23 protein-coding genes are annotated in these 26,236 nt (G+C 60.7%); 15 read left to right on the forward strand and 8 right to left on the reverse strand.

All coding sequences use genetic code 11. The features are described 5' to 3' along the window. Positions 1-176 precede the first annotated feature (176 nt). The 5 genes from ACR0KX_RS20530 (at position 177) to ACR0KX_RS20550 (ending at position 5,779) form a co-directional block, all read left to right on the forward strand. Positions 177-1,094 carry a Hint domain-containing protein gene (locus ACR0KX_RS20530; protein WP_170623581.1) on the forward strand — a complete coding sequence of 306 codons (918 nt, stop codon included), beginning with the start codon at positions 177-179 and terminating at the stop codon, positions 1,092-1,094. 39 nt (positions 1,095-1,133) lie between these two features. After that, positions 1,134-1,868 carry a monofunctional biosynthetic peptidoglycan transglycosylase gene (mtgA, locus tag ACR0KX_RS20535; RefSeq protein ID WP_170623583.1) on the forward strand — a complete coding sequence of 245 codons (735 nt, stop codon included), beginning with the start codon at positions 1,134-1,136 and terminating at the stop codon, positions 1,866-1,868. A gap of 58 nt (positions 1,869-1,926) precedes the next feature. Continuing rightward, positions 1,927-2,592, forward strand: a complete 666-nt coding sequence (gene fzlA, locus ACR0KX_RS20540; protein ID WP_170453282.1) for an FtsZ-binding protein FzlA — start codon at positions 1,927-1,929, stop codon at positions 2,590-2,592. Between the two features lie 74 nt (positions 2,593-2,666). Then, on the forward strand, positions 2,667-3,704 hold the full coding sequence (gene queG, locus ACR0KX_RS20545; protein ID WP_480708741.1) for a tRNA epoxyqueuosine(34) reductase QueG: 1,038 nt from the start codon (positions 2,667-2,669) through the stop codon (positions 3,702-3,704). Between the two features lie 71 nt (positions 3,705-3,775). Beyond that, positions 3,776-5,779 carry a hydantoinase/oxoprolinase N-terminal domain-containing protein gene (locus ACR0KX_RS20550; RefSeq protein WP_480708748.1) on the forward strand — a complete coding sequence of 668 codons (2,004 nt, stop codon included), beginning with the start codon at positions 3,776-3,778 and terminating at the stop codon, positions 5,777-5,779. 28 nt (positions 5,780-5,807) lie between these two features. On the opposite strand, the gene msrA is transcribed toward ACR0KX_RS20550, so the two are convergent. Both msrA and msrB read right to left on the reverse strand, forming a co-directional pair. Continuing rightward, a complete protein-coding gene (gene msrA / locus ACR0KX_RS20555; RefSeq protein ID WP_480708742.1) occupies positions 5,808-6,317 on the reverse strand; it encodes a peptide-methionine (S)-S-oxide reductase MsrA in 510 nt (169 codons plus the stop codon). After that, positions 6,317-6,763 carry a peptide-methionine (R)-S-oxide reductase MsrB gene (gene msrB, locus ACR0KX_RS20560; protein ID WP_170520784.1) on the reverse strand — a complete coding sequence of 149 codons (447 nt, stop codon included), beginning with the start codon at positions 6,761-6,763 and terminating at the stop codon, positions 6,317-6,319. Before msrB ends, msrA begins: the two co-directional genes overlap by 1 nt. Positions 6,764-6,907: 144 nt before the next feature. Between msrB and ACR0KX_RS20565 the strand changes: the two genes are divergently transcribed. The 3 genes from ACR0KX_RS20565 (at position 6,908) to ACR0KX_RS20575 (ending at position 9,151) form a co-directional block, all read left to right on the forward strand. After that, a complete protein-coding gene (locus tag ACR0KX_RS20565) occupies positions 6,908-7,429 on the forward strand; it encodes a glutathione peroxidase (protein ID WP_480708743.1) in 522 nt (173 codons plus the stop codon). Positions 7,430-7,601: 172 nt separating this feature from the next. Continuing rightward, the gene (locus ACR0KX_RS20570; RefSeq protein WP_480708749.1) at positions 7,602-8,798 is read left to right on the forward strand and encodes a BCCT family transporter; all 1,197 of its coding nucleotides are present in this window, start codon (positions 7,602-7,604) and stop codon (positions 8,796-8,798) included. Between the two features lie 119 nt (positions 8,799-8,917). Next, the gene (locus ACR0KX_RS20575) at positions 8,918-9,151 is read left to right on the forward strand and encodes a hypothetical protein (RefSeq protein WP_170623593.1); all 234 of its coding nucleotides are present in this window, start codon (positions 8,918-8,920) and stop codon (positions 9,149-9,151) included. A 50-nt stretch (positions 9,152-9,201) separates the two neighbouring features. Here ACR0KX_RS20575 and ACR0KX_RS20580 read toward each other — a convergent pair whose 3' ends face one another. The 3 genes from ACR0KX_RS20580 to ade form a co-directional block, all read right to left on the reverse strand. Continuing rightward, entirely contained in the window at positions 9,202-9,489 is a 288-nt protein-coding gene (locus tag ACR0KX_RS20580; protein ID WP_170453278.1) for an HU family DNA-binding protein, read from the reverse strand. Positions 9,490-9,619: 130 nt separating this feature from the next. Beyond that, positions 9,620-11,080: an AMP nucleosidase gene (locus ACR0KX_RS20585; RefSeq protein WP_170453277.1), complete on the reverse strand. Its 1,461-nt coding sequence runs from the start codon at positions 11,078-11,080 to the stop codon at positions 9,620-9,622. Then, positions 11,077-12,879, reverse strand: coding sequence for an adenine deaminase (ade, locus tag ACR0KX_RS20590; protein ID WP_170453276.1), 1,803 nt, complete (start codon positions 12,877-12,879; stop codon positions 11,077-11,079). The genes ACR0KX_RS20585 and ade overlap by 4 nt, the downstream gene beginning before the upstream one ends. A 324-nt stretch (positions 12,880-13,203) precedes the next feature. Between ade and ACR0KX_RS20595 the strand changes: the two genes are divergently transcribed. Next, a complete protein-coding gene (locus ACR0KX_RS20595; RefSeq protein WP_170453275.1) occupies positions 13,204-13,959 on the forward strand; it encodes a class II aldolase and adducin N-terminal domain-containing protein in 756 nt (251 codons plus the stop codon). An 81-nt stretch (positions 13,960-14,040) separates the two neighbouring features. Further along, positions 14,041-15,033 (forward strand): sterol desaturase family protein, encoded by a 993-nt coding sequence (locus ACR0KX_RS20600; protein WP_480708744.1) that lies wholly within the window; start codon positions 14,041-14,043, stop codon positions 15,031-15,033. A 6-nt stretch (positions 15,034-15,039) separates the two neighbouring features. Here ACR0KX_RS20600 and ACR0KX_RS20605 read toward each other — a convergent pair whose 3' ends face one another. Next, the gene (locus ACR0KX_RS20605; RefSeq protein ID WP_480708745.1) at positions 15,040-15,993 is read right to left on the reverse strand and encodes a GlxA family transcriptional regulator; all 954 of its coding nucleotides are present in this window, start codon (positions 15,991-15,993) and stop codon (positions 15,040-15,042) included. Between the two features lie 77 nt (positions 15,994-16,070). On the opposite strand from ACR0KX_RS20605, the gene ACR0KX_RS20610 reads away from it, so the two are divergent. From ACR0KX_RS20610 to ACR0KX_RS20620, 3 genes are read left to right on the forward strand one after another with little or no spacing between them, the layout of a single operon-like run. Then, positions 16,071-17,231, forward strand: a complete 1,161-nt coding sequence (locus ACR0KX_RS20610; protein ID WP_170453682.1) for an acyl-CoA dehydrogenase family protein — start codon at positions 16,071-16,073, stop codon at positions 17,229-17,231. A gap of 32 nt (positions 17,232-17,263) precedes the next feature. Continuing rightward, positions 17,264-19,243 carry an acetate--CoA ligase family protein gene (locus ACR0KX_RS20615; RefSeq protein ID WP_480708746.1) on the forward strand — a complete coding sequence of 660 codons (1,980 nt, stop codon included), beginning with the start codon at positions 17,264-17,266 and terminating at the stop codon, positions 19,241-19,243. Next, positions 19,240-20,019 (forward strand): carnitinyl-CoA dehydratase, encoded by a 780-nt coding sequence (locus ACR0KX_RS20620; RefSeq protein WP_170453271.1) that lies wholly within the window; start codon positions 19,240-19,242, stop codon positions 20,017-20,019. The genes ACR0KX_RS20615 and ACR0KX_RS20620 overlap by 4 nt, the downstream gene beginning before the upstream one ends. A gap of 67 nt (positions 20,020-20,086) precedes the next feature. Here ACR0KX_RS20620 and ACR0KX_RS20625 read toward each other — a convergent pair whose 3' ends face one another. Continuing rightward, positions 20,087-20,719 carry a class I SAM-dependent DNA methyltransferase gene (locus ACR0KX_RS20625; RefSeq protein WP_480708747.1) on the reverse strand — a complete coding sequence of 211 codons (633 nt, stop codon included), beginning with the start codon at positions 20,717-20,719 and terminating at the stop codon, positions 20,087-20,089. 88 nt (positions 20,720-20,807) lie between these two features. Between ACR0KX_RS20625 and ACR0KX_RS20630 the strand changes: the two genes are divergently transcribed. Beyond that, positions 20,808-21,653 carry an SDR family oxidoreductase gene (locus ACR0KX_RS20630; protein WP_170453269.1) on the forward strand — a complete coding sequence of 282 codons (846 nt, stop codon included), beginning with the start codon at positions 20,808-20,810 and terminating at the stop codon, positions 21,651-21,653. Here the strand turns inward: ACR0KX_RS20630 and ACR0KX_RS20635 are convergent. Continuing rightward, positions 21,647-23,263: a choline dehydrogenase gene (locus ACR0KX_RS20635; RefSeq protein ID WP_170623605.1), complete on the reverse strand. Its 1,617-nt coding sequence runs from the start codon at positions 23,261-23,263 to the stop codon at positions 21,647-21,649. The two genes, ACR0KX_RS20630 and ACR0KX_RS20635, sit on opposite strands and share 7 nt — an antisense overlap. Before the next feature lie 415 nt (positions 23,264-23,678). On the opposite strand from ACR0KX_RS20635, the gene katG reads away from it, so the two are divergent. Next, a complete protein-coding gene (gene katG / locus ACR0KX_RS20640) occupies positions 23,679-25,880 on the forward strand; it encodes a catalase/peroxidase HPI (protein ID WP_170623607.1) in 2,202 nt (733 codons plus the stop codon). Positions 25,881-26,236: the final 356 nt, after the last annotated feature.

Consider the following 26,236-nt stretch of genomic DNA (forward strand, 5'->3'; position numbering starts at 1 on the left):
CAGCCAAAAACAGGGCCCCGCGTGACTTTTGAATCACGCGGGGCCCTTCTTATTGGCGTGGTTCGTCTGCGCGTCTTGCCGGATCGCAACCATCCCGCCTAGCCTTTTGTTCACGCTTTAGTGATGAATAGCCATCATGCTGTGGCCGCGCTGCGGTGTCGAACAGGAGGTGCCGAATGCCGACCACTTACCTTGACCAGTTCTATGCGTTCGATCCGGCCAACCCGCCTCCGGTCGGGACGGCCATATCGGTCGAAAAGTACAATCTGGTCGATGATGATGACGATTTCGACATCGAAGCCGGCACTGGCGATACCGTGAACGGTCAGTTGGTGACCTCGTCCTGGCCGGGGGACACGGTGACCATCAACCTGACGGGCGGTGGCACCGCGACCTACACTGGCACGACCTTTTACCTGGCGGATGGCACGCGCGTGTTCACGCCCACGGACGGGTCGGTTCTGCAGCCCGGCACGCTGGCGTCCACAACCTTTGTGACCACGCAAGGCCCGCTGGACGTGACCACCGATCTGGGCCCGCCATGCTTTACACCGGGCACCATGATCGCCACGCCGCAAGGCCCGCGGGCAGTGGAAACGCTGATTGCAGGCGACCTTGTCACCACTGTGGATCACGGCCCGCAACCGCTGATCTGGGTCGGGCGCACCACTGTTGAGGCCGAAGGCAAATTGGCACCCGTTCAGTTCCAGGCGGGCGTGCTGGGGCTGGACCAACCGCTGCTGGTCTCACCACAACACCGGATGCTGATCGAGGACTGGCGCGCGCCGCTGTTGTTTGGCCACCCCGAGGCGTTGATTGCCGCCCATTGTCTGGTGAACGGCGACACGGTGAGGCGGATCGAAGGCGGACAGGTCGACTATATCCACCTGTTGTTCGAACGGCACGAGATCATCTTTGCCAATGGCGCTAAAAGCGAAAGCTATTACCCCGGTCACGCCCTGACGACGCCTGAACGGGAAACACAGGCCGAAATCCTGCATCTGTTCCCGGAATTGAAGGCGCGCGGGGCCAGGATGCCCGACACCGCCCGCCCGGTCGTACCTGCGCGCGAAGCACGAGCAATCGCGATTTAGGCCGTTTCAAAGCGGCCTCGTGCGTCGTATAGCTGAGATATGGCAAAGAAAGCAGCCCGCAAATCGAGCGGTAAGAAAAGCAAGGCACGCAAAAAGACAACGCCATTGGGTCAGAAACTGCGCCGTTGGGTAACGCGCGCGGCGCTGGGCATTGTGTGTTTCTTGATTGGACTGATCTTGCTCTATTCGGTCGTGAACCCTCCGATCACCCACACGATCTGGTCGGAATGGCGGCGGTTGGGCAAGGTCGAGCGCGACTGGGTGCCGATCGAAGAGATCAATCCGGTCATGGCCCGGTCGGTTGTCGCGGCCGAGGACGCGAATTTCTGCCTGCATTGGGGGTTTGACGTCGAAGCGATCCGGGATGCGTTGGAGGATGGCGGCAGTCGAGGGGCCTCGACCATCACGCAGCAGGTGGTGAAGAATGTGTTCCTGTGGCAGGGCCGCAGTTGGGTGCGCAAGGCGATGGAAACCTCGATCACGCCGGTGGTCGAAATATTCTGGAGCAAGCAGCGTATTCTTGAGGTCTATCTGAACGTCGCCGAAACCGGGACCGGTATCTTCGGGGTCGAGGCTGCGGCGCAGCGCAATTTCGGTGTCAGCGCGGCGAATATGACCCCGACGCAGGCGGGGCGGATTGCGGCCATCCTGCCCTCGCCGCGCAATCGCTCGGTCACGGACCCGTCGGTTTTCACCCGCAGACGGGCCGCGGCGATTCTCGAGGGGGCGGCCACCATCCGCGCAGATGGTCGCGCGGATTGTTTCGAGGATTGAAACCTGACGCCTCTCGGGGCTAAAGCAGAAGAGTATTCACTGGTTCGATTGGAAGTCCATGGCGCGTCTGTTTCACGTTCCCCTGTCCCCCTACTGCCGCAAGGTTCGGCTGTCTTTGGCAGAAAAGAAGATCGAGGTCGAACTGGTCGAAGAAAGATACTGGGAGCAAGACCCGGATTTCCTGCGTCGCAACCCGGCAGGCAAAGTGCCTGTGTTGCGGCTGGATGGGCAGATCATGTCGGAAAGCGCTGCGATCTGTGAATATATCGAAGAAACCCGACCCGAACCGCCGCTGATGCCAAAAACGCCCGAAGCCCGGTTTGAAGTGCGTCGGCTGGTTGGCTGGTTCGATGACAAGTTTCATAACGAGGTGACCTCGAAGCTTCTGTATGAGCGGGTCAACAAGAAGATGACCGGGCAGGGCTATCCGGACAGCAAGAACGTCAAGGAAGGTGCGCGGGCGATCAAGTATCATCTGGATTACATGGCGTGGCTGCTGGATCACCGGCGCTGGCTGGCCGGGGATCAGATGACCCTGGCCGATTTCGCGGCGGCGGCGCATCTGTCGGCGCTGGATTATATCTCGGATGTGGATTGGAATCGCAGCGCGGCGGTGAAGGACTGGTACGCCAAGATCAAGTCGCGCCCGGCGTTTCGCTCGATCCTGGCGGATCAGGTGCCAGGGTTCCGGCCCCCGCCCCATTACGCCGATCTGGATTTCTGATAGGCTGGTAAGGGGGCTGTCTGCCCCCTCTTGGCCTTGCAGGCCAATTCACCCCCGAGGATATTTTTGGCCAGATGAAGAGCGGATCGGGTTTAAAGGACAAGTTGGTAGAGCAAGCTTCGGCCGAGGGGTTTGTGTCCTGTCGGGTCTGCCGGCCTTGGGATGTGCCGCAAGTGCCAGACCGGTTGGCGGCATTTCTGGACGCCGGTTATCACGGGCAGATGGGTTGGATGGCCGAGCGGACGCATTGGCGTGGCGATCCGGCGGCGCTGTGGCCCGAGGCGCGTTCGGTGATCATGTTGGCCGAGAGCTATACGCCCGAGCATGACCCGACCGAGGTGTTGGCACATCCCGAGCGCGGGGCGATTTCGGTTTATGCTCAGAACAAGGATTACCACGATCTGGTCAAGAAGCGCCTTAAGCGGTTGGCGCGGTGGCTGATTGCCGAAGCCGGGGGTGAGGTGAAGGTGTTTGTCGATACTGCTCCGGTGCCCGAAAAGGCCTTGGGGCATGCGGCAGGGTTGGGATGGCAGGGCAAGCACACCAATCTGGTCAGCCGGGATTGGGGCAATTGGGCCTTCATAGGGTCTGTTTTCACGACTTTGGACATTGCATCGGACATGGCCGAGACGGATCATTGCGGATCGTGTCGTGCCTGTCTGGACAGTTGTCCGACCGATGCATTTCCGGCCCCGTATCAGTTGGATGCACGGCGATGTATTTCCTACCTGACCATCGAGCATAAGGGCCCGGTGGACGAAGAATTGCGGGGCAAGCTGGGAAACCGGATTTATGGCTGCGATGATTGTCTGGCGGCCTGTCCCTGGAACAAGTTTGCAGTTGCTGCCAGTGACCTCCGGTATGCGGCTCGCGATGATCTGAAGGCCCCCGCGCTGGCGAAACTGGCGGTCTTGGACGATGCCGCCTTCCGGGCGAAGTTTTCGGGCTCGCCGATCAAGCGGATCGGGCGGGATCGGTTTGTGCGCAATGTGCTTTATGCGATTGGCAATTCCGGGCAGGCGGCGTTGCGCGCCGTGGCGCAGGGTTTGACCAACGATCCTGATGCAGCGGTGGCAGATGCGGCGCGCTGGGCGGTGAATCGACTGCCCTGAATGCCGCAAACAGGCTGGACGTCGCGGTCCAAACCTCTAAACCCATGCGAAGCGAACAGATGGAGGACCCGATGGCGTTGGCTTTGGGGGTGGATACGGGCGGAACCTATACCGATGCGGTGTTGATCCGGGATGAGCGTGAGGTGATCGCCTCGGCCAAATCCCTGACAACGCGAACCGATCTGGCGATCGGGGTGGGCAAAGCAATTTCGGCCGTGTTGGACGAGGCGCAGGTCACGCCCGATCAGATCTCGATGGCGTCGTTGTCGACCACATTGGCAACAAACGCTCTGGTCGAGGGGCAGGGCGGCCGCGTGGCGCTGATCTATATCGGATTCAAAGAAAGTGATCTTGAAAAGCACGGGCTGAAGGATGCGCTGAAGGGCGATCCGGCGCTGGTCGTTGCTGGTGGGCACAGCCATGCGGGCGGTGAAGTGAGGCCGCTGGATACAGAGACGCTGGAGGCGTTCTTAGACTCTCACAAAGGGATTTCCGGCTTTGCCGTTGCCGCCCAATTCGCGACCCGCAACCCGGCGCATGAGCTGGAGGCGGCGCGGATCATCGCGGAAAGGACCGGGGCGCCGGTCACGTGCTCTCATCACCTGTCGGCCAAGCTGAACGGGCCTAAACGCGCTGTAACGGCGGTGCTGAATGCCCGGCTGATCGGGATGATCGACCGTCTGATCGGGCGCGCGCAGGATCAGTTGCTGGCCTTGGGCATTACCGCGCCGATGATGGTGGTGCGCGGCGATGGCGCGTTGATGAGCGCCGAACAGGCCCGCGAACGACCCATCGAGACCATCCTCAGCGGCCCCTCCGCGTCGATTGTAGGGGCGAAGTGGCTGACGGGGGCCGAGAACGCCTTGGTCTCGGACATTGGCGGGACGACCACTGACGTGGCGCTGATCCGGGACGGCAAACCGGCGATTGATCCGGCGGGCGCGCAGGTTGGCGGGTTTCGCACCATGGTCGAGGCGGTCGCCATGCGGACCCATGGGCTGGGCGGCGACAGTCAGGTGCATGTGGTGACCGAAGGTCTGGGCGGCGGCGTCTTTCTGGGGCCGCGGCGGGTTCTGCCTGTGTCACTGATCGCATCGGAAGCGCCCGAGGTGATCCACGCCGTTCTGGACGAACAACTGCGCGCAACAACGGTCGGTGAGCATAACACGCGGTTCGCCCGCCGTGTGCCGGGTGTCCATGCCGATGGGGTTGGCGCGCGGGAAGAGGCGCTGCTGGACAGGTTGGGCGATCAGGTTCTGCCGCTTGGTGGCTTGTTGCGGACGCGGATGGAAAATGGTGCGCTGACCCGGTTGGTGGATCGCGGAATTGTTCAGGTCTCGGGGGTGACACCATCCGATGCCAGCCATGTGCTGGGGCGGGTCGATGCGTGGGATGCAAGTGCTGCGCGCAAGGCGCTGGAACTGGTGGCGCGCAAGCGGGTCGGGTCGGGCGACATGCTGGCCACATCGCCCGAGCAGCTGGCGCAAATGATCATCGACCAACTGACCGAACAGACCAGTTTGACCTTGTTAGAGGCTGCTTTTGCCGAAGAGGCCGATGATTTCGGCCTCGCACCCAAGGACCTGGCCCGGCATGTTCTGACCCAACGCGGGCTGGCGCAGCACCGGGGTTTGTTGGCGCTGGATGCAGCGCTGAACGTGGATGTGGTGGGGCTGGGCGCCTCGGCCCCCAGCTACTACCCTGCGGTGGGGGATCGGCTGCGTTGCCAGATGGTGCTGCCGGACCATGCGGGCGTCGCCAACGCCATCGGTGCGGTTGTCGGGCGGCTGACTTTGCGGCGGTCGGGAACAGTGACCTCTCCGACCGAAGGCCGGTACCGCGTTCATCTTGAGGACGGCCCGCAGGATTTCGGCGCCTCGGATGAAGCGCTGGCCCTGTTGGAACGGGTCCTGCGCGCCGAGGCTGAGGGTGCCGTACGCGATGCCGGGGCCGAGGACATCCGGGTCGTCGTCGACCGCGACATCCGAACGGCGCGGGTGGAAGAACGGGATGTGTTTGTCGAGGCGATGCTGACCGTTGAAGCCAGCGGTCGCCCTCGGGTGGCCACGGGTTAGACCCCCTCAGAAGTCTGAGGGGAGATTGTTATTCAGCCGCGTCGCGCTTGGGCAGGACCCAGTCCTTGCGCGGGAAATGGCAGGTGTAGCCATGCGGGATGCGGACCAGATAGTCCTGATGTTCCGGCTCGGCTTCCCAGAACTCGCCGACAGGTTCGACCTCGGTCACGACCTTGCCGGGCCACAGGCCGCTGGCGTCCACATCGGCAATCGTATCCAGAGCCACCTGTTTCTGGGCATCATCCACAAAATAGATGGCCGAGCGATAGCTCATCCCGCGGTCATTGCCCTGTCGGTTTGGTGTGCTCGGGTCGTGGATCTGAAAGAAAAACTCCAGAAGCTCACGATAGGTGATTTGCGTCGGGTCGAACCAGATCTCGATCCCTTCGGCATGGGTGCCGTGGTTGCGATAGGTGGCGTTGGGCACATCGCCGCCGGTATAACCGACGCGGGTGCGGGATACGCCGGGCAGTTTGCGGATCAGGTCCTGCATGCCCCAAAAGCAACCTCCGGCCAGAAAGGCGCGTTGTTCGGTCATCAGATATCCTCCACATGAATCAGGTATTCGCTATAGCCTTCGGCTTCCATCTCATCGCGATGGACGAACCGCAGCGAGGCGGAATTGATGCAGTATCGTAGCCCACCATGTTCACGAGGGCCATCGGGGAACACATGCCCCAAATGGCTGTCGCCATGTTTCGAGCGGACCTCGGTCCGGATCATGCCGTGGGTGGTGTCGCGAAACTCTTCCACATGCTCGTGGATGATCGGCTTGGTGAAGCTGGGCCAGCCACAACCGGATTCGTATTTATGGGTCGAGGCGAACAAAGGCTCGCCCGATACGATGTCCACATAGATGCCGGGTTCCTTGTTTCCCAGATACTTGCCGGTTCCCGGGCGCTCGGTGCCGTTGCGCTGGGTTACATGGAATTCTTCGGGGGAAAGAGCGGCAATGGCCTCGGGGTCTTTGGTATAGCGGGTCATGGCGTCTCCGGGTCTTGTTTCTTTGAGCCAATAATTGGGGTGCGGGGCCGCGAATGCAAAGGCATATTTCAACCGCCTCTCGGCTTCGTGCAAGTGATCTGCAGGTCGGTTTCAGGCGTATTATTAACAAAAGGAGGACAGCCCATGCTCAGATTACTGCTTTTGACCGCATTGATTCTGGTGGGGCGGTCCGTTCAGGCGGCCCCGCTAACCGGCGAGTTTGCGTCGATTGATGGCGGCACTTTGTCCATCGAGGATTGGCGCGGGCAACCCGTGTTGGTGGTCAACACCGCCTCGCAATGCGGATTCACCGGCCAATATGCCGCCTTGCAGGACGTGCACGAGGCGTATTCGCCGCGCGGTCTGGTGGTGCTGGCCGTCCCTTCGGATTCTTTCAATCAGGAGCTGGGTTCCGCAGATGAGGTCAAACAGTTCTGCGAGATGAACTATGGTCTGACCCTGCCAATGACCGATATCACACCGGTTACGGGTGGGGATGCGCATCCGTTTTACAAGGCTGTGGCCCAGCAGACGGGCTTTGTGCCCAATTGGAACTTCAACAAGATCCTGATCGATCCTGAGGGCGAAGTTGCCGCCACCTACGGGTCGAATATCAGGCCGGATTCGCGAAAATTGCTGACCAGGGTCGAAGGCATGTTGCGCTGAACCTCTCAGCCCTGAACCTTCCAGACTGATACTGCGTTTTCTGATCCCAAAGCGGGATCAGATCGGCTAATACTTGGCCGAAACGATCATTTCGTCCATTTTTGTTGATTGACCAGCCAATTAAACATACAAGGGTGCGATCTGACCAAATAAGGGAGGTGTGTCAGTGCTACTGGAGTACATTCTATCTTTCGGCGTCCTGCTGGCCCTGGGCCTGGTCGCTTTCTTCGTGGTGAAATGGTGGAACCTGCGCTGTGTCGGCGTCACCCCCGTCCACCTGTTCACCTTTATCGCGATCCTGTTCACGTCCGGGCTGGACGTTGGCCTGATCATGTTCCCCCTGACCGAGTTCGGCGGCTATGCCGAAGAGCCGGCCTACGCCTTCGCCAACCCGCTGGCGATCGAGTTCGGGTTCTGGGGCTTCCTGATCTGGGCGTTCTACTTCCTGACGGCCTTCTATTTCTGCGTGATCGAACCGCGTGTGAAGTTCTTCGAGATCCCGCTGGTCAAACTGATCAACAACGTGGTGATCATCGGCACCTGTGCCTTCACCGCCAGCCTGTTCCTGATCTACCTGCCCGGTTACATCCCCGAAATCGGCGATGGTCAATCCGTCGTGACGACCTTCTATGTCATTGTATTCGTGGTTATTCTGGCGGCGGCTTATTCGTCGACCGACCTGAAATACGTGCGGATCCTGTCGGTGGGCTCGACCTTCCTGTTCCTGACGCTGATCATCGGCATGTGGATTGCAGGCGGCATGGGCCTGACCGGGTTCTTTGAAACCGGCAGCAATATCGGCGCGTATTTTGCCAACATCCACAAGTTCGTTCTGCCGCTGACCGACTATCACGCCTTCTACCTGTTCTGGTGGTTTGCATGGTCAATCATGATCGGCCAGTTCACCTCGCGCTTTGTCGGTGGTCTGACCACATGGCAGTTGCTGGCGGCGCTGCTGATCTTCCCGTCGATCCCGCTGGGGATCTGGTTCACCGTTCTCTACTACTACCACCTGAACGGCATCGACACGGCGGGCATCACCAATATCGCCATGGTGATCGTGGGCGTGACCTTCGTGATCAACTCGCTGGACTCGCTGATCCGCCTGTACACGGACAACCTGAACATGACGGTCGAACGGTTCGGCAAGCTGCCTTACGTGGCCGGCAACGTTGCCATGCTGTTCATCCTGACCCTGCTGTTCCAAAGCCAGTGGCTGCAGATCCAGTGGATCGGCGCGGTTGTGGTCGGCCTCTATCTGGCCTGCGTGGTCTATATCCTGATCACCAAGCGCAAAGAGGTACTGAGCATCGACTCAATGCCCGAGGGCCGCGATCTGGACTTCCACAAGGTCGAGACGGTTCACTGATCCAAACCACACGAAGCCAATAGCGGGCGCCTCGAAGGGCGCCCGTTTTCTTTTCCCCGGGCTTGGAAGCGGGTGGTTGCGCGCTATCCTTATCTCCGGGAAATCGGGAAGGCTATGCAATGTTGGAAGAAAACAGAAAAGATCTGGATGCAGAGAAGCAGAAGAAAACTCTGTTGCGTCTGATTGAGGCGCTCAGCGCATCTGATCCCGATCTCTACTACCGACCCACCAGTGACATTGCGGCCTATCTGGAGAAATACATCCGCAAAAACGCACGACTAACAGCAGAAGAGCGTGCCCTGATGGAACGTCTCAGCCGTCGCGACCTGGAGGTTTTGCTGAGCCTCCATTGAAAAAGGGCCCCCAACCGGCGGCCCTTCGTCATTGTCCGTAAAGACTGAAATCAGCCGTTCACGCTGTCTTTCAGTGCTTTCGCGATGGTCATTTTGACCACCTTGTCGGCTTCTTTCTTGAACTGCTCGCCGGTGGCGGGGTTGCGCACCATGCGCTCGGGGCGTTCGCGGCAGTAGATTTTGCCAACGCCGGGCAGGGTGACGGCACCGCCAGCCGAAACTTCGCGGGTGATCAGGCCGGTGATGGCCTCAAGCGCGGAGTTTGCGGATTTCTTGTCGGTTCCCATTTCCTCAGCGAGAGCAGCAACCAGCTGAGTCTTTGTCATAGGCTTTGCCATTTCTTGGTCTCCTTAACGTGCCCGATAAATAGGGCCTCACCGCGTAACTGTAACGGGATATTGTGGGCGAACACAACGAATAGTAGCGCCGAAACCCCTAAAAATATGGGGATTTCGTTGCTTTTTTGCGTCACAGGAAGGCTGTTTCGTCGAAAGACCGCAATTTCCGGCTGTGCAAACGCTCTAGCGGCATACCGCGCAGGTGCTCCATCGCCCGTATTCCGATCGCCAGATGGCGACTGACCTGCGTTGTATAGAAGGATGAGGCCATGCCGGGAAGCTTCAATTCCCCATGCAGCGGCTTATCCGACACACATAGCAAAGTGCCGTAGGGCACCCGGAAGCGATAGCCGTTTGCGGCGATTGTCGCGCTTTCCATATCCAACGCAATCGCGCGCGATTGGCTTAGGCGTTGCACAGGACCGGATTGATCGCGCAGTTCCCAATTGCGGTTGTCGACCGAGGCGACCGTACCGGTGCGCATGATCCGCTTCAGCTCATACCCTTCAAGCTTGGTAACCTCGGCCACGCCGTGTTCCAACGCCACCTGAATCTCGGCCAATGGCGGGATCGGAACCCAGACGGGCAGGTCATCGTCCAGCACCTTGTCTTCGCGCAGATAGGCATGGGCCAGAACAAAATCCCCCAGCGCCTGCGTGTTACGCAGACCGGCGCAGTGCCCGACCATCAGCCAGGCATGGGGGCGCAGAACAGCGATATGATCGGTCGCGGTTTTGGCATTCGACGGGCCAACCCCAATGTTGACCAACGTGATCCCCGAGCCATCAGCCCGTTTCAGGTGATAGGTCGGCATCTGCGGCAGTTTCAAAGGCTGCTCCAGCGTCGCGTCCGCGGTCGTGATCTCGACATTCCCGGTCGAGACAAAGCTGGTATAGCCGCTGTTCGGATCAGCCAGTTGTTCGCGCGCGTAATTCTCGAACTCCGAAACGTAGAACTGGTAGTTGGTGAACAGAACGTGGTTCTGGAAATGGCTGGGGTCGGTGGCTGTGTAATGCGACAGGCGCGCCAGCGAATAATCCACGCGCTGCGCAGTGAACAGGGCCAGCGGGCCGACCTCATCATGGTCATGCACGCCGTTGACGATGTCGTCATTGGTGGTGGTAAGATCCGGCACGTCGAACACGTCGCGCAGGGTGAACCCGGCCGCGCCCTGATGCGGAACCACCAGATCGGGGTTGTTGGCCACTGCGAAATGCACCGGGATCGGGGTGTCCGATGCGCCGATGGTCACCGGCTGGTCGTGGTTCTTGATCAGCAAAGCGATCTGTTGCGTCAGGTAGGACCGGAACAGATCAGGCCGCGTCACGGTTGTTGCGTGGATGCCGGGCTCGGACACGTGACCAAAGCTCAGCCGGCTGTCGACCTGTGCGTAAGAGGACGTCTTGATACGAATTTCCGGGTAATATGCTCTGAATCGTTCAGACGGCGCGCCGCTTTGCAGGGCCGAGGCAAAGCTGTCGCACAGAAACTCGGTGGCTTGCTTATACAGCAGCTCCAGCCGCGCGACGGCGGCGTCCGGGTCGGTGAATTGTTCCGGTTTTGGTGCGTCAGGTGTTTTTATTGTTGTCATGCCAGTGGTTCCAGAAGGTCTATCTTTTCAAATGTCCGCACATCCACCAGCCCCAGGTCGGATATCCTGAGTTCCGGGATCACGACCAGCGCCAGAAGCGAGTGCTGCATATACGCGTTGTTCAGTTGGCATCCGCAGGCCTTCATCGCCTCGACCATCTGTTCCGCCTTCGCCGCGACCTGCGTGGCGGGGCTGTCGGACATCAAACCGGCAATGGGCAGTTCGACCAGCGCAATCTCTTGCCCGTCGCGGAACAGGGTGATCCCGCCGCCAACTTCGGCCAGACGGTTTGCGGCAAGGGCCATCTGATCGCGGTCGGTGCCCACGACGATCATATGGTGGCTGTCATGCGCCACGGTCGAGGCCATGGCCATTTTCCCCTGATAGCCAAAGCCCGAGACAAAGGCGTTTGTCACGCCGCCCGTGGCGCGGTGCCGTTCCACCAATGCAATCTGGCAGACATCGCCTTCACCCTCGACCAGCCCACCGATGATCGGCAGCTCTGCCTTCAGCGCTTTGGTCGGGGCCTGATTCTCGACAACGCCGATGACGTTGGCCTGAACCCTGTTCGCGCCCGCAGGCGGTTTGATTTCGAAATCGCCTGAGGTCAGGTTATGCCCCAAATGCACCGTGTTGCGTGCCTTGTCGGGCCAGTTCAGATGTGGGCAGTCCACGGTGATGACGCCGTTCTCGGCCACAACGTTCCCCCGGGCGATCACCGTCTCAATCGGCAGCGTGCTAAGGTCGGAACTGAGGATAATGTCGGCCCGCCGCCCGGGCGTGGCCGAGCCGATCTCACGCTCCAGCCCGAAATGGCTGGCGGTGTTGATCGTGGCCATTTGCAGCGCCACCAGCGGATCGCAGCCGCAGGCAATCGCGTGGCGCACAACCCGGTTCATGTGGCCTTCATTGACCAGCGTGCCCGAGTGGCAGTCATCCGTGCACAGAATGAAATTGCGCGGGTCCAGCCCCTTTTCAGTGATGGCAGTGATCTGGCTTTCCACGTCATACCAGGCCGAGCCCAGGCGCATCATCGACCGCATCCCCTGTCGCACGCGCGCAATCGCGTCAGCCTCGCAGGTGCCTTCGTGGTCATCCGCTGGCCCACCCGCGACGTAAGCTGCAAAATCAGGCCCTAAATCAGGCGATGCATAATGCCCGCCCACGGTTTTCCCGGCGCGCTGGGTGGCAGCTATTTCGGCCAGCATCTTTGGATCACCGTGGATGACACCGGGGAAATTCATCATCTCACCCAGCCCGATGATCCCCGGCCAGTTCATTGCTTCCGACACATCCTCGGGCGTGATCTCATAGCCGGTCGTTTCCAATCCGGGGGCCGAGGGCGCGCAAGAGGGCATCTGGGTGAAGATATTCACCGGCTGCAGCAGCGCCTCGTCATGCATCATGCGCACACCGTCCAGACCCAGCACATTGGCAATCTCGTGCGGATCAGTGAACATCGAGGTGGTGCCATGCGGGATCACGGCCCGCGCAAATTCGGCCGGGGTCAGCATGCCGGATTCGATATGCATATGACCGTCACACAGACCGGGCAGGATATAGCGCCCCTGCGCCTCGATGATCTGGGTGTCGGGGCCAATGCAGTGCCCGGCGTCAGGTCCGACAAAGGCAATCCGCCCCTCGGCAATGGCGACGGAATGTTCCGGCAACAGCTCGCGGCTGTGCACATTCACCCAGATGCCACCGCGAATGACCGTATCTGCCGCCTCGCGACCGGCTGCTACGGCAATCAAACGAGGGGCGACATCGGGCCAGCTTGGGAAAGGTGAGTATTCCATGGCTCAACTTTCCCGAATGCGCGGTCAGGTGCAACCCCGGTAATCCCGTATCATGAAATCATCATATGGCACGGCCGCAGCGCGCCAGCGCTGCCCGGCCCAACCAGAGAAGCTGCCCCGCAAGGGGCCGCGACGATGGGCGGGAGGTCCCCCGCCCCGATCTTGCGCCGACCTCAATTGGCGCAAACGTCCATAGATGTGCGAATCGAACCAACATAACTCTGGCATAAGTTCTACTAATGGAACGGGGGAAAATTATTTGTTGGTCAAACACCCCGGCGCAAGGCAGGCTTTGCCAAGATCAGCCGCCAAAGGAGCGTTTCCATGAGTGTCGCCAATCTTCGCCCCAATATCGACCACTGGTCCGAGCGTGTCGATATGGCCGCAACTTTCCGCTGGACCGAGCGTCTGAACATGCACGAGGCCGTGGCCAACCATTTCAGCCTGGCGGTGAATGACGACGGCACGCAGTTCCTGATGAACCCCAATCAGATGCATTTCAGCCGAATCCGCGCCTCGGACCTGTTGTTGCTGGATGCCAATGACCCCAAGGTGATGAGCCTGCCCGGCGCGCCGGACCCGACCGCCTGGGGCCTGCACGGCTCGATCCACCGCCATTGCGCCCATGCCCGCTGCGTGATGCATGTGCATTCGATCTTCGCCACGGTTCTGGCCTCGCTGGCCGACAGCAATCTTCCGCCGATCGATCAGAACACCGCCACGTTCTACAACCGCTATGTCATTGACGAGGAATTCGGCGGGCTGGCGTTTGACAGCGAAGGGGAACGCTGCGCCTCGATGCTGTCGGACCCGAAGAAAAAGGTCATGATCATGGGCAACCACGGTGTTCTGATCATCGGCAGCGACCCTGCGGACACGTTCAACCGGCTGTTTTATTTCGAACGCGCTGCCGAAACCTATATTCGCGCGCTGCAAACCGGCCAGCCCCTGCGCGTACTGTCCGATGAGATCGCCGAAAAGACCGCGCAGGAACTGGATGACTATCCCGGTCAGGCCGAGGCGCATCTGCGCGAGATCAAAGCGGTTCTGGACGCCGAAGGCTCGGACTACGCAACCTGATCAAGGCGTCAGCCCGCCCAACCCGATCCCCGCTGGCGGCAGGACCGGGTGTGAAAACCAGCGCGACAAAGGAAAGCTGACATGTCGGACAACGCACCGATGCAGGACATGAGCAAAGAGTGGAACTATCACCCGGATTTGCCGCTTCGGAACCCATCCATTTTCCAGTGGCCGCCGCGCCCGGCCTTCCTGCTGGGCTGGGTGGCCAGAAACTGGCTGACGCTCAGCGAGCGGGTATTGATGCTGGCCCTCGCGGTCGCGCTGTGGGCGTTCTTTTATCCGTCGCTTGAGACCGCGCAAACATTTGCCTTTGGTTGGATATTTCAGATCTGGCTGGTGAACTTCGCAATGATCTTCGCGGTGGCTGGCGGGCTGCACTGGTATTTCTATATCCGCAAGTCGCAAGGCAAGAAGCTGAAGTTTGAACGTCGAGAGCAGGGCAGAAACAACGCGCTGTGGAGCTTCAGCGATCAGGTCAAGGACAACATGTTCTGGTCTCTGGGGTCAGGCGTATTGCAATTGACCGGGTTTCAGGTGGTGACGATGTGGCTGATGGCCAACGGATATGTGCCGGTCATCACCTTCGCCGAAAACCCGGCCTGGTTTGTGCTGTGGCTGATCCTGATCCCCATGTGGTCGGCCTTTCATTTCTATTGGGTGCACCGGCTGCTGCATCAGCCGTTTCTGTATAAGAAGGTCCACAGCCTGCACCACCGGAACGTCAATATCGGCCCATGGTCCGGCCTGTCGATGCACCCGGTCGAGCACTTCTTTTACCTGACAACGCTCTGCATCCATTGGATCGTGCCCTCGCACCCCATTCATCTGTATTTCCACATCGTGTTTCAGGGCGCCGGAGCCGCGATGAGCCATACAGGCTATGAAGAGCTTCTGATCAAAGACAAAAAACGTCTGGCGCTGGGCACGTTTTATCACCAGCTGCACCACCGCTACTACGAATGTAACTATGGCAATCAGGAAATGCCGTGGGACCGTTGGTTCGGGACGTTCCATGACGGATCCCCCGAAGCAACCGCCGACACGCGGGCCCGGAAAAAGCGGATGTTTGGGTGACCGAACTTACCCCCGTGTCTGCGACAGACGCAGCGCGCGGGGGGTGATGGTGAACTCGGCCTTGAATGCCCGTGTCAGCGCGCTGGGGTCGTCATACCCGGCGCGCAGGGCGATCTCACCTATGGTCAAATCCGTCTCGGCCACCAGCTTGCGGGCAAGGTTCAGCCGCAGACGCCGATAGACCTGCGCGGGCCCGGTCCCCAACTCGGCCTGCATCCGCACCGAAAGCGCCTTTTGCGACCGACCCACCCGGCTGGCAATTTCGGAGATCGGCAGCGGGCGTTCCAGATGTTCCTGCATCAGCGCCAAAGCCTTGTTGACATAGCCGCTGGTTGCACCCGCGCCGCCCTCGTGCGACCGGGCGGAATCGCGGGTCATGAACAATTGCGCCACTTCAAGCGCCAGCGCCTGCCCCTGATCCCGGCCGATCAGGTGCAGAACCAGATCAAAGGCGGCCATCGCGCCGGAACAGGTGATGCGATTGCGGTCGATCACGTATCTTTCGCGCACGGTGTCGATGTCGGGAAACCGTTCGGTGAAGCCTGTCAGCTCCTCCCAATGAATCGTCGCGCGGTGCCCGTCCAACAACCCCGCCAAAGCCAACAGCCAGCTTCCGGTGTCCAGCCCGGCCAGCGTGTCATAACGTTCGGCCGCAGACCGCAGCCCAGCCTGCGTCTGCCAGTTGCCATGGGTGCGAAACCCATAAGATGGCATCACCATCAGGGTGTCGCCGTTGGCGGTTTGCAACGGGCCATGAGGTGCCACCTGCAGGCCCGAGGATGAGGTTACCGGCCCCGAGGTCAGCGACAGAAACCGCCACTGATACAGATTGCGCCCCGACAGCGTATTGGCGGCCCGCAACGGCTCGACCGTGTTGGCCAGACAATGGTTCGAGAATCCCTCGAACAGAAGCACACCGATTTGCTGCGGTGCAGAGGGGGATTTAGTCCATTTCTGCATGATAAACGTCTATTCCCGCACGAGGTGTTTCTCAACCCCGGTCACGATACGCGCACGACCTGATGTGGAGAATTCAGATGCAATATGGCCTGTCCGACGAACAGGAGATGATCGCCTCGACCGTGCGCAGCTTTGTCGAGAACGAGATTTACCCGCATGAAGAGCTGGTCGAACGCACCGGCGAAGTCCCGCATGAGATTGCAGAAGAAATCAAGCGCAAGACCATCGAGTTGGGCTTTTACGCCTGCAACTTTCCCGAAAGCGTCGGATGCGCCGGTCTGAACCATCTGGAATTTGCGCTTGTTGAACGTGAACTTGGGCGCGGTTCGATGGCGTTGAACCATTTCTTCGGACGTCCGCAGAACATCCTGATGGCCTGCGAAGGCGAGCAGGTCGAGCGTTACCTGATGCCCGCCGTTCGCGGTGAGCGGATGGATGCGCTGGCGATGACCGAACCCGGTGCAGGCTCGGATGTGCGGGGCATGAAATGCGCCGCCGTGCGCGATGGCGGGGACTGGGTGGTCAATGGCGCCAAACACTTCATCTCGGGGGCCGAACACGCGGATTTCATCATCGTCTTCATCGCGACGGGTGAGGATCAGACGCCCAAAGGGCCGAAAAAGCGGATCACCGCGTTTCTGGTGGATCGCGGCACGCCGGGGTTCACGATCAGGGATGGATACAAGTCGGTCAGCCATCGCGGCTACAAGAACATGGTTCTGGATTTCGACGATTGCCGTCTGCCCGACGCACAGGTTCTGGGCGAGGTCGATGGCGGGTTCGAGGTGATGAACACCTGGCTCTACGCCACGCGCATTACCGTGGCCGCCATGTCCGTTGGACGCGCGCGCCGGGCCTTTGACTATGCGCTGGATTACGCGGCGACGCGCGAACAGTTCGGCCAGAAGATCGGCAAGTTTCAGGGCGTGTCCTTCCAGATCGCCGACATGATCACCGAAATCGATGCGGCGGACCTGCTGACGCTGGCGGCGGCGGATCGGCTGGATAAAGGGCTGCCCGCGAATCGCGAGATTGCGTCGGCCAAGCTTTACGCATCCGAGATGCTGGCGCGGGTAACGGACGCCGCAATACAGGTACACGGCGGTATGGGTCTGATGGATGACTATCCGCTGGAACGGTTCTGGCGCGATGCACGGGTCGAGCGCATCTGGGACGGCACCAGCGAGATCCAGCGCCATATCATCAGCCGGGACCTGCTGAGGGCGCTGGGCGCATGAGGCCACTCGGGCGTGTCTTAAACCCCTCATCCATGGCCGTGATCGGCGGCGGGGCCTGGTGCGCGGAAGTGATCAATCAGGCCCGAAAGTTCGGGTTCTCAGGGGATATCTGGCCGGTTCACCCCAAGGCGCAGCAAGTGGCGGGTTTGCCCGCCTTTGCCACCATCGAAGACCTGCCCAACTCGCCGGATGTGGCCTTTATCGGTATCAACCGGCACGCGACGATTTCGGCCGTTGCGGCTTTGTCCTCGGCGGGGGCAGGTGGCGCTGTGTGCTTTGCGTCCGGCTTTACCGAGGCGCGGGCCGAGGATGATCAGGGCGCTGATTTGCAGGCGCAGCTGGTTGCGGCAGCGGGGGACATGCCGATCCTCGGACCCAACTGCTATGGGTTCGTCAACGGGTTGGAGCGCGCGGCAGTCTGGCCGGATCAGCACGGAATGCGCCCTGTGGATCGTGGGGTGGCGATCCTGACCCAAAGCTCGAACATTTCGATCAACATGACGATGCAGCGCCGGGCCCTGCCTTTGGCGTTCATGCTGACCTGCGGGAATCAGGCGCAGACGCATCAGGCGGATGTGGCCTCGGCCCTTTTGGACGATGACCGGATCACCGCGATTGGCGTTCATATCGAGGGCTTCGGCGATTTGCGGAAATGGGAAGCCTTGGCGCGAAAAGCGCGCGACCGGGATGTTCCTGTTGTCGCGCTGAAAATGGGCCGCTCGGACCACGCGCAGGCGGCCACGATTTCGCATACGGCGTCGCTGGCGGGTGGGGATGCCGGGGCGCAGGCTTTCCTGGATCGTCTGGGGATTGCCCGGCTGGACGATATCCCGAGCTTTCTGGAATGCCTCAAACTGCTGCATGTTACCGGGCGTTTGGACGGCAACGGGCTGGCCTCGATCAGTTGTTCAGGCGGCGAGGCGAGTTTGGCGGCAGATATGGCCGAAGGGCGTGACCTGCATTTCCCACCGTTGACGGACCAGCAGCGCACGGATCTGCGCGCCGCACTTGGCCCGATGGTGGCGCTGGCCAACCCGTTGGATTACCACACTTATATCTGGCGGGACACGGATGCGATGACGCGTGCGTGGTCCGGGATGACCGGGCCGGATAAGGCGCTGACCATGGCGATTGTCGATTATCCGCATACGGATCCGACGGATTGGGCGTGCGCGACACAGGCAGCGCTGAACTGTGTGGCGCAGACCGGGCGACCTTTTGCAGTGACTGCGACCCTGCCCGAGTTGATGCCCGAACATGTTGCGCAACGTCTGTTGGAAGGTGGGGTTGTCCCGTTCTCGGGCCTTCATGAGGCGCTGTCCTCTGTCGAAGCGGCGGCGCGACCGTTGCCGGAACTGTCAGAGCCGGTGCTGTTGCCGTCGGACGCGCCCGCTGATCACGTGCTGACCGAGGCTGAGGCCAAGTCGGCTTTGGCCGCGTTTGGCTTGCCCATCCCGCGCAACCGGGTGGTTGCGGTTGAGGACGCGGGGTGCGTGGCCGGTGAACTGGTTGGCCCGTTTGCAGTGAAGGGTGTCGGGCTGGCGCATAAGTCGGAACATGACGCGGTGCGTCTTGGGGTTTCGCCTTGCGATTTGGCCAAGACCGCGAAGTCGATCGGCACCCAGACGGTGTTGATCGAGGAAATGGCGACAGGCGGGGTGGCCGAGCTATTGATCGGGGTCACACGAGACCCGGCGCATGGCTATGTGCTGACCATGGGGGCCGGAGGGGTGCTGACCGAGATTCTGCGCGATACGGTTTCGGTTCTGGTCCCGTCCTCGCGCGCGACGGTTGAGCAGGCGCTGGGCAAACTGGCCTGCGCGCCGCTGCTGGCCGGGTACCGGGGCAAACCGCCTGCCAATATGGACGCAATTCTGAACGCGGTCATGGCCGTTCAGAACTATGTCATTGCCAATGCCGCGACAGTTGAAGAAGTTGAGATTAACCCGCTGATCTGCACCGCCGAGGGCGCGGTTGCAGTCGATGCGCTGATCCGAAAGGCAAGTTCATGAGTCCGATCAAAACCCGCCGCGACGGTGCCATTCTCGAAGTCATTCTGGACCGGCCCAAGGCCAACGCGATCGATCTGGCCACCAGCCGCATCATGGGCGAGGTGTTTCGCGACTTTCGGGACGATCCGGAACTGCGTGTCGCGATCCTGACCGGGGGCGGCGAGAAGTTCTTTTGCCCCGGCTGGGATCTGAAGGCCGCAGCCGACGGTGATGCGGTGGATGGCGACTACGGCGTTGGCGGATTCGGCGGGTTGCAGGAACTGCGCGATATGAACAAGCCGGTGATTGCGGCAGTCAATGGCATTGCCTGCGGCGGCGGTCTGGAACTGGCGCTGAGCGCCGACATGATCATCGCCTCGGAAAACGCCAGCTTTGCCTTGCCCGAGATCCGCTCGGGCACGGTGGCTGATGCGGCCAGTGTCAAGCTGCCCAAACGCATTCCCTATCACATCGCGATGGAACTGCTTCTGACAGGGCGTTGGTTCGACCCGGAAGAGGCCCATCGTTGGGGGCTGGTCAATGAGGTCGTGCCCGCAGATCAGTTGATGGACCGCGCGTGGGAACTTGCCCGGTTGCTGGCCAGCGGCCCACCCCTTGTTTATGCGGCGATCAAGGAGATTGTGCGCGAAGCCGAGGATGCCAAGTTTCAGGACGTGATGAATCGGATCACCAGGCGGCAATTGGCCAGCGTGGATGTGCTGTATGGATCCGAGGACAATCTGGAAGGCGCGCGCGCCTTTGCCGAAAAGCGCGATCCGGTTTGGAAAGGGCGATAGGGGGCTCTGCCCCCGTCGCGGCACGCCGCGACTCCCCCGGGATATTTTTGGCCAGATGAAGGGCGGATCAGCTGCGCTCGAACAACGCGATGAACGCGGTGTCGTCTTTGTTGGGGCCGGCGGCGAGGTCGCCGTAGATGCGGACCTCGGGCAGGGTCAGGTTGCGGATGCGGTCGTGTGCGAGCTGGTGCAGCGCGTCGGCGAACCCCAGTTTTTCGAAATGTCTGGCATTGATCGAGAGCGCAAACTGGGCGCCCGGGCGGGCGACGCGCAATAGGGCGGGCAGTACCTCGGGCCCAAGGTGGCCGTGGGTGAAGGTGCCTGAGGATACGATGCCGGAATAGCTGTGGCGCGGCACCGGGATACCATGGTTCAGGTCGGCTTCGATGGCGTCGCGATAAATGTCCTTGCGCATGGCCTGGTCCAGCATTTCGGCGCTGATATCCGTGGCATCGATGGGGCCGACGCCCAACCCGGCCAGAATCGCACCGCAGAGGCCTGTTCCTGCGCCCACATCCAGCACCGGGCCTTGTCCGAAGGCACTGACAAAGGCGCGGGCGGTGTGGATGTGAAGCTGATAATCCTCACGCGCGGCGAAGCTGTCGTCATAATCGCCCGCCCATTCGGCATAAAGGCGCCTGTTGTCCTCGGGCGAGGTCAGCGAATAGGCGGTGTGCAGGTCGGGTGTTTTCTGGCTCATACCCAAAAGAAAGGCGCATGAGGGGATTCGAATCAAGTGCGTCTATGCGGCGCTTGCATCCCGGACCGGCTCGGATCATCTAGGGGGTATGACACAGACGCTTTTTTCCTTTGGACATGGGTATTCGGCGCAGGCGCTGTCGCGCAGGCTGGCGGCGGACGGGTGGCGCGTGATCGGCACGACACGGGACGAGGCCGGTGCCGATGCAATTCGGGCGTCGGGCGCAGAACCGATGGTCTGGCCCGGTGAAGTGCCGGATCTGGATGGGGTCACGCATGTGTTGATCTCGACCGCGCCAAGCGAGGAGGGCGATCCGGTTCTGAAGGCGCTGGGCGACGAGATCGCAGCGCGGGCCGGACAGTTCGAATGGGTCGGTTATCTGTCGACCACTGCAATCTATGGGGATCATCAGGGCGATTGGGTGGATGAAGCCACGCCGCCTGCCCCAACTGCAAAACGGGGCCGGTGGCGATTGCAGGCCGAGCAGCAATGGTCGGCCATTCCCGGCCTGCCCGTTCACATCTTTCGCCTGGCCGGAATCTACGGCCCCGGACGCGGACCGTTTTCCAAACTCAAACGCGGCGGATTGCGGCGGATCATCAAACCTGGGCAGGTGTTTTCGCGGATCCATGTGGATGACATCGCGCAGGTTCTGGCGGCGTCGATCGCCGCGCCCAATCCCGGCGCGGTCTACAATGTCTGCGATGACGAGCCGGTGCCGCCTCAGGACGTGATCGGCTACGCCGCCGAGCTTCAGGGTCTGCCCCTGCCGCCTGCCGTTCCGTACGAAGAGGCGGACCTGACCCCGATGGCGCGCAGTTTTTACAATGAAAACAAGCGCGTGCGGAACAACCGCATCAAGGATGAACTTGGGGTGCGGTTGCTGTACCCCAATTACCGGGTCGGGCTAGAGGCGCTGATGAACGCTTACTGAGCGGCCTTGATCATGTCGGCCGCTTTTTCGGCGATCATAATGGTTGGCGCGTTGGTGTTGCCGGATACCAGCGTCGGCATGATCGAAGCATCGACAACGCGCAGCCCTTGAACCCCACGCACACGCAATTCTGGGTCGACCACGGCCATATCGTCCACGCCCATTTTGCATGTGCCGACCGGGTGGTAGATCGTATCGGCGCGGTCGCGAATATGGCGTTCCCAATCCGCATCCGTTTTGGCTGTTTCGGTCCCGAACATCTCGGAGTGCCGGAATTTGGCCAGCGCGGGGGCGTCCATGATCTGGCGCATCATGCGAGCACCCTTGATCAGCGTCTCAAGATCGCGATCGTCAGACAGAAAGTTCGGGTCAATGGCAGGGGCGGCAAATGGGTCGGTGCTGTGCAGGCCGACAGTGCCGCGGCTTTCGGGGCGCAGTTTGCAGACATGGCAGCTGTAGCCATAGCCGTAATGCAGCTTTCTGGCGTGATCGTCGACCATGGCGATGGCGAAATGCAATTGGATATCGGGGCGGTCCAGATCGGCTGAGGTTTTCAGGAAACCCGCGCCTTCGGCAAAGGGGGTGGCAGCCATGGACACTCCGGTTTTGCGCCAGCGCCATATGTGGCCCAGAAGGCGGGCGGCGCCGATCAGGCCGATGCCGAAATTGTCGGTGTCCTTGCTGCGATAGGTCAGGATGAAATCCAGATGGTCCTGCAGGTTCTTGCCGACACCTGGCAGGTCGTGCCGGACAGGTATCCCGTGCTGGCGCAGCTCGTCCGCCGCACCGATGCCGGACAGTTGCAACAGCTGTGGCGACTGCAGTGCACCGGCGCACAGAATGACCTCGCGTTTGGCCGAGACCGAGTGGTCAGCGCCCTTGGCTTTCTTCTTGTAGATCACTCCGGTTGCGCGTTTGTCCTTTAAGGTCAGTTCTTTGGCATGAGCGTGGGTGATCACGGTCAGATTCGCGCGGTCCATGACAGGATGGACATAGGCGGCTGCAGCGGAACACCTCTCGCCATTCCTGGCGGGGTCGTGAAACTGCGTCACCTGATACAGTCCGACGCCTTCATTGTCGCCGCGGTTGAAGTCCTGAATGCGTCGATGTTGCAGTTGTTCGGCGGCTTCCAAAAAGGCATGTGTGACCGGGCGCGGCTCTTTCTGATGTGATACCTGCAGCGGGCCGCTGTCCCCGTGCATCTCATCCGCGCCCTGTTCGTTGTTCTCGGCCCGTTTGAAATAGGGCAGGACGCTGTCCCAATCCCAGCCGGTGCAGCCTTGCGCGGCCCAGCCGTCATAATCCTGCTTTTGGCCCCGGATATAAAGCATCGCGTTAATTGCGCTGGATCCACCCAGGGCCTTGCCGCGTGGCTGGTACCCTTTGCGGCCATTCAGACCGCTTTGCGGAACTGTTTCAAACGCCCAGTTGCTGATCTTCGGACGCCCCGGCAAAGACGCGACAATTGCGGCGGGCATACGGATGCCGATATGGTCCCCTTTTCCCCCGGCCTCAAGCAGGCAGACCGTTATGTCGGGATCCTCGCTGAGGCGATTGGCCAAGACCGAGCCTGCGGATCCGCCGCCTACAATGACGTAGTCAAATTCCATTTATGTGCCTTTATCAATTGATTGCGCCAACTGGGCCAAAGGGTCCGGGCAAACGACGCAAGGGAATGGGTCCGACTGTGCCCGACTTACGGGAAATTTCAATCAGCATTTCAACTGTTGACACTAGGTAACTGTGCCCGGCTCACAACCAGGTCAAGTTGGAACCCTGGCGAGCTGCGGCTAACCATAGGAAAAATCTATCACAACAATCCAAAAACAAAACTTATTCTCATGGCGCGGTTTTGCTATACCGGGCGCGACGCGAGATGGCAGAGATTGAGGTGCACGCTGTCGCAAGGTTCTGTTTTCCAAGACAGGAAATTGAAAACGACATCGGCGACATCTTACTGTGATCTTGTCGCGTAAATTTTGACCGCGCTAAGCCGCAAGACCTGAGCCAGGATTGGAGATCGATATGGACGGAAGTGATAACCCCAAAACAGGTGGATGCCCTGTGATGCATGGCGCGGGGACCCGGTCGAACCGGGACTGGTGGCCAAACCAGTTGAACCTGTCGATCCTGCATCAGCACGCGCCCGCGTCGAATCCTCTGGGTGCGGATTTCAACTATGCCGAAGAGTTCCAGAAGCTGGATATGAAGGCGTTGAAGGAAGACCTCTATGCGCTGATGACAGATTCGCAGGATTGGTGGCCTGCGGATTATGGCCATTACGGTGGTCTGTTCATCCGTATGGCGTGGCACAGCGCCGGGACGTACCGCACGGCGGATGGCCGTGGCGGGGCCTCGACCGGCAACCAGCGTTTTGCGCCGCTCAACAGCTGGCCGGATAACGGCAACCTGGACAAGGCGCGCCGCCTGCTGTGGCCGATCAAGCAGAAATACGGCAACCAGATCTCCTGGGCCGACCTGATGATTCTGGCGGGCAACTGCGCCATCGAGTCGATGGGCGGCAAGACTTTTGGTTTCGCCGGTGGCCGCGAAGACATCTGGGCGCCCGAGGAAGACATCTATTGGGGGGCCGAGACCGAATGGCTCGCCCCGACCGACAACCCCAACAGCCGTTATTCGGGCGAGCGTGATCTGGAAAACCCGCTGGCCGCAGTGCAGATGGGTCTGATCTATGTGAACCCCGAAGGCCCGGATGGCGAGCCGAACATTCTGGCCTCGGGCCGCGATATCCGCGACACCTTTGGCCGGATGGCGATGAATGACGAGGAAACCGTCGCTCTGGTCGCGGGTGGTCACACCTTTGGCAAGGCGCATGGCGCAGGCGATCCCGATCTGGTTGGCCCAGATCCCGAAGCCGCCCCGATCGAGGACATGGGCTTTGGCTGGATCAACAAGTTCGGTTCAGGCAAGGGTGACGACACGACCACGTCGGGCATCGAAGGCGCATGGACCGCGAACCCGATCCAGTGGGACAATGGCTATTTCGACCTGCTGTTCGGCTATGACTGGAACCTGACCAAAAGCCCCTCGGGCGCGTGGATCTGGGAACCGGTTGGCGTGAAAGAGGAAGACATGGCCCCGGCGGCGCATGATCCGTCGAAGAAGGTCAAGACCATGATGACCACCGCCGACATGGCGATGCGCATGGACCCGATCTATGGTCCGATCTCGAAACGCTTCCATGAAAACCCCGACCAGTTCGCCGATGCCTTCGCCCGCGCTTGGTTCAAGCTGACCCACCGCGACATGGGTCCGCGGTCTGCCTATATCGGCCCGGAAGCCCCGACCGAAGAGCTGCTGTGGCAGGACAACGTTCCCGCTGTGGATCACAACCTGATTGACGATGCGGATGTGGCCGACCTGAAAGCCAGGATCGCGGCAACTGGTCTGTCGGTGTCCGAACTGGTTTCGACCGCGTGGGCTTCGGCGTCGACCTTCCGTGGGTCGGACAAGCGTGGCGGTGCCAATGGGGCCCGTATCCGCCTTGCGCCGCAGAAAGACTGGGACGTCAACGAGCCGATGAAACTGTCCAAGGCGCTGGGCGCGCTGGAAGGCGTTCAGGCGGCGTTCAACGGTGCGCAATCTGGTGGCAAGAAAGTCTCGCTGGCGGATATCATCGTTCTGGCCGGTGCTGTTGGTGTCGAACAGGCGGCCAAGGCTGGCGGTCAGGATGTCGAGGTTCCGTTCACCCCGGGCCGCACCGATGCAACGCAGGAACAGACGGATGTGGACAGCTTCTCGGTCATGGAGCCCATCGCAGACGGGTTCCGCAACTACCAGAGGGGCGACTACACCGTCTCGCCCGAGGAACTGCTGGTCGACCGCGCGCAGTTGCTGAACCTGTCCGCGCCCGAGATGACAGCCCTTGTCGGTGGCCTGCGTGTGCTGGGTGCCAATTTCGGCGACAGCAAGCATGGTGTGTTCACGGATCGCGTGGGAACGCTCAGCAATGACTTCTTCACCAACATTCTGGATATGGGCACCGAATGGAAGCCGTCGGGCAAGGGCGTCTATGAAGGCCGCGACCGTGCCAGCGGTGAGGTCAAGTGGACCGGCACCCGCGTCGATCTGGTCTTCGGCTCGAACTCGCAACTGCGGGCGCTGGCCGAGGTCTATGGTCAGGCCGGTGCCGAGGGCAAATTCGTCTGCGACTTTGTCTCGGCCTGGAACAAGGTGATGAATGCGGACCGCTTCGACCTGAAGTAATTCCGCGCCCATCGCAGGAATTACGCCGCCCGAGGAGACTCGGGCGGCGTTTTTGTTGGCCCGACTCTCGGGCGCATACCAAGCATTGGGTACGATTCCGCTGAATGGCCATTCCCTGCCGTGTTTCCAGGAATGGAGAAGACCGTTGTTGGCGGGATTTTTTAAGCTAACATGTTGTTTTCATTAAGATTGGTAAGTTTCTGCCGAGAAATGTGAAGTTTTTTCAAAATGGGGGTTGCAGGTCCCGGGCCCAATCCGTAAATACCCCTTCACCGGCGCTGCTGAGGCGCTCGGGACGCGGCGGGAGCGGCGGAGACGCATCGGAGAGACGGTGGGCATTCGGAGGTTTTTGATTG

The organism is Ruegeria sp. BG5, assembly GCF_056538425.1.

Excerpts from the sequence above, each read along its gene's own strand:
- queG (WP_480708741.1), top strand. The coding sequence starts at position 2,667 with ATGAAGAGCGGATCGGGTTTAAAGGACAAGTTGGTAGAGCAAGCTTCG.
- msrB (WP_170520784.1), bottom strand. The coding sequence starts at position 6,763 with ATGACCCGCTATACCAAAGACCCCGAGGCCATTGCCGCTCTTTCCCCC.
- ACR0KX_RS20625 (WP_480708747.1), bottom strand. The coding sequence starts at position 20,719 with ATGAGCCAGAAAACACCCGACCTGCACACCGCCTATTCGCTGACCTCG.
- ACR0KX_RS20575 (WP_170623593.1), top strand. The coding sequence starts at position 8,918 with ATGTTGGAAGAAAACAGAAAAGATCTGGATGCAGAGAAGCAGAAGAAA.
- mtgA (WP_170623583.1), top strand. The coding sequence starts at position 1,134 with ATGGCAAAGAAAGCAGCCCGCAAATCGAGCGGTAAGAAAAGCAAGGCA.
- ACR0KX_RS20600 (WP_480708744.1), top strand. The coding sequence starts at position 14,041 with ATGTCGGACAACGCACCGATGCAGGACATGAGCAAAGAGTGGAACTAT.
- ACR0KX_RS20620 (WP_170453271.1), top strand. The coding sequence starts at position 19,240 with ATGAGTCCGATCAAAACCCGCCGCGACGGTGCCATTCTCGAAGTCATT.
- katG (WP_170623607.1), top strand. The coding sequence starts at position 23,679 with ATGGACGGAAGTGATAACCCCAAAACAGGTGGATGCCCTGTGATGCAT.
- ACR0KX_RS20580 (WP_170453278.1), bottom strand. The coding sequence starts at position 9,489 with ATGGCAAAGCCTATGACAAAGACTCAGCTGGTTGCTGCTCTCGCTGAG.
- ACR0KX_RS20615 (WP_480708746.1), top strand. The coding sequence starts at position 17,264 with ATGGCCGTGATCGGCGGCGGGGCCTGGTGCGCGGAAGTGATCAATCAG.
- ACR0KX_RS20630 (WP_170453269.1), top strand. The coding sequence starts at position 20,808 with ATGACACAGACGCTTTTTTCCTTTGGACATGGGTATTCGGCGCAGGCG.
- ACR0KX_RS20635 (WP_170623605.1), bottom strand. The coding sequence starts at position 23,263 with ATGGAATTTGACTACGTCATTGTAGGCGGCGGATCCGCAGGCTCGGTC.
- msrA (WP_480708742.1), bottom strand. The coding sequence starts at position 6,317 with ATGACCGAACAACGCGCCTTTCTGGCCGGAGGTTGCTTTTGGGGCATG.
- ade (WP_170453276.1), bottom strand. The coding sequence starts at position 12,879 with ATGGAATACTCACCTTTCCCAAGCTGGCCCGATGTCGCCCCTCGTTTG.
- ACR0KX_RS20565 (WP_480708743.1), top strand. The coding sequence starts at position 6,908 with ATGCTCAGATTACTGCTTTTGACCGCATTGATTCTGGTGGGGCGGTCC.
- ACR0KX_RS20610 (WP_170453682.1), top strand. The coding sequence starts at position 16,071 with ATGCAATATGGCCTGTCCGACGAACAGGAGATGATCGCCTCGACCGTG.
- ACR0KX_RS20530 (WP_170623581.1), top strand. The coding sequence starts at position 177 with ATGCCGACCACTTACCTTGACCAGTTCTATGCGTTCGATCCGGCCAAC.
- ACR0KX_RS20585 (WP_170453277.1), bottom strand. The coding sequence starts at position 11,080 with ATGACAACAATAAAAACACCTGACGCACCAAAACCGGAACAATTCACC.
- ACR0KX_RS20595 (WP_170453275.1), top strand. The coding sequence starts at position 13,204 with ATGAGTGTCGCCAATCTTCGCCCCAATATCGACCACTGGTCCGAGCGT.
- fzlA (WP_170453282.1), top strand. The coding sequence starts at position 1,927 with ATGGCGCGTCTGTTTCACGTTCCCCTGTCCCCCTACTGCCGCAAGGTT.
- ACR0KX_RS20550 (WP_480708748.1), top strand. The coding sequence starts at position 3,776 with ATGGCGTTGGCTTTGGGGGTGGATACGGGCGGAACCTATACCGATGCG.
- ACR0KX_RS20605 (WP_480708745.1), bottom strand. The coding sequence starts at position 15,993 with ATGCAGAAATGGACTAAATCCCCCTCTGCACCGCAGCAAATCGGTGTG.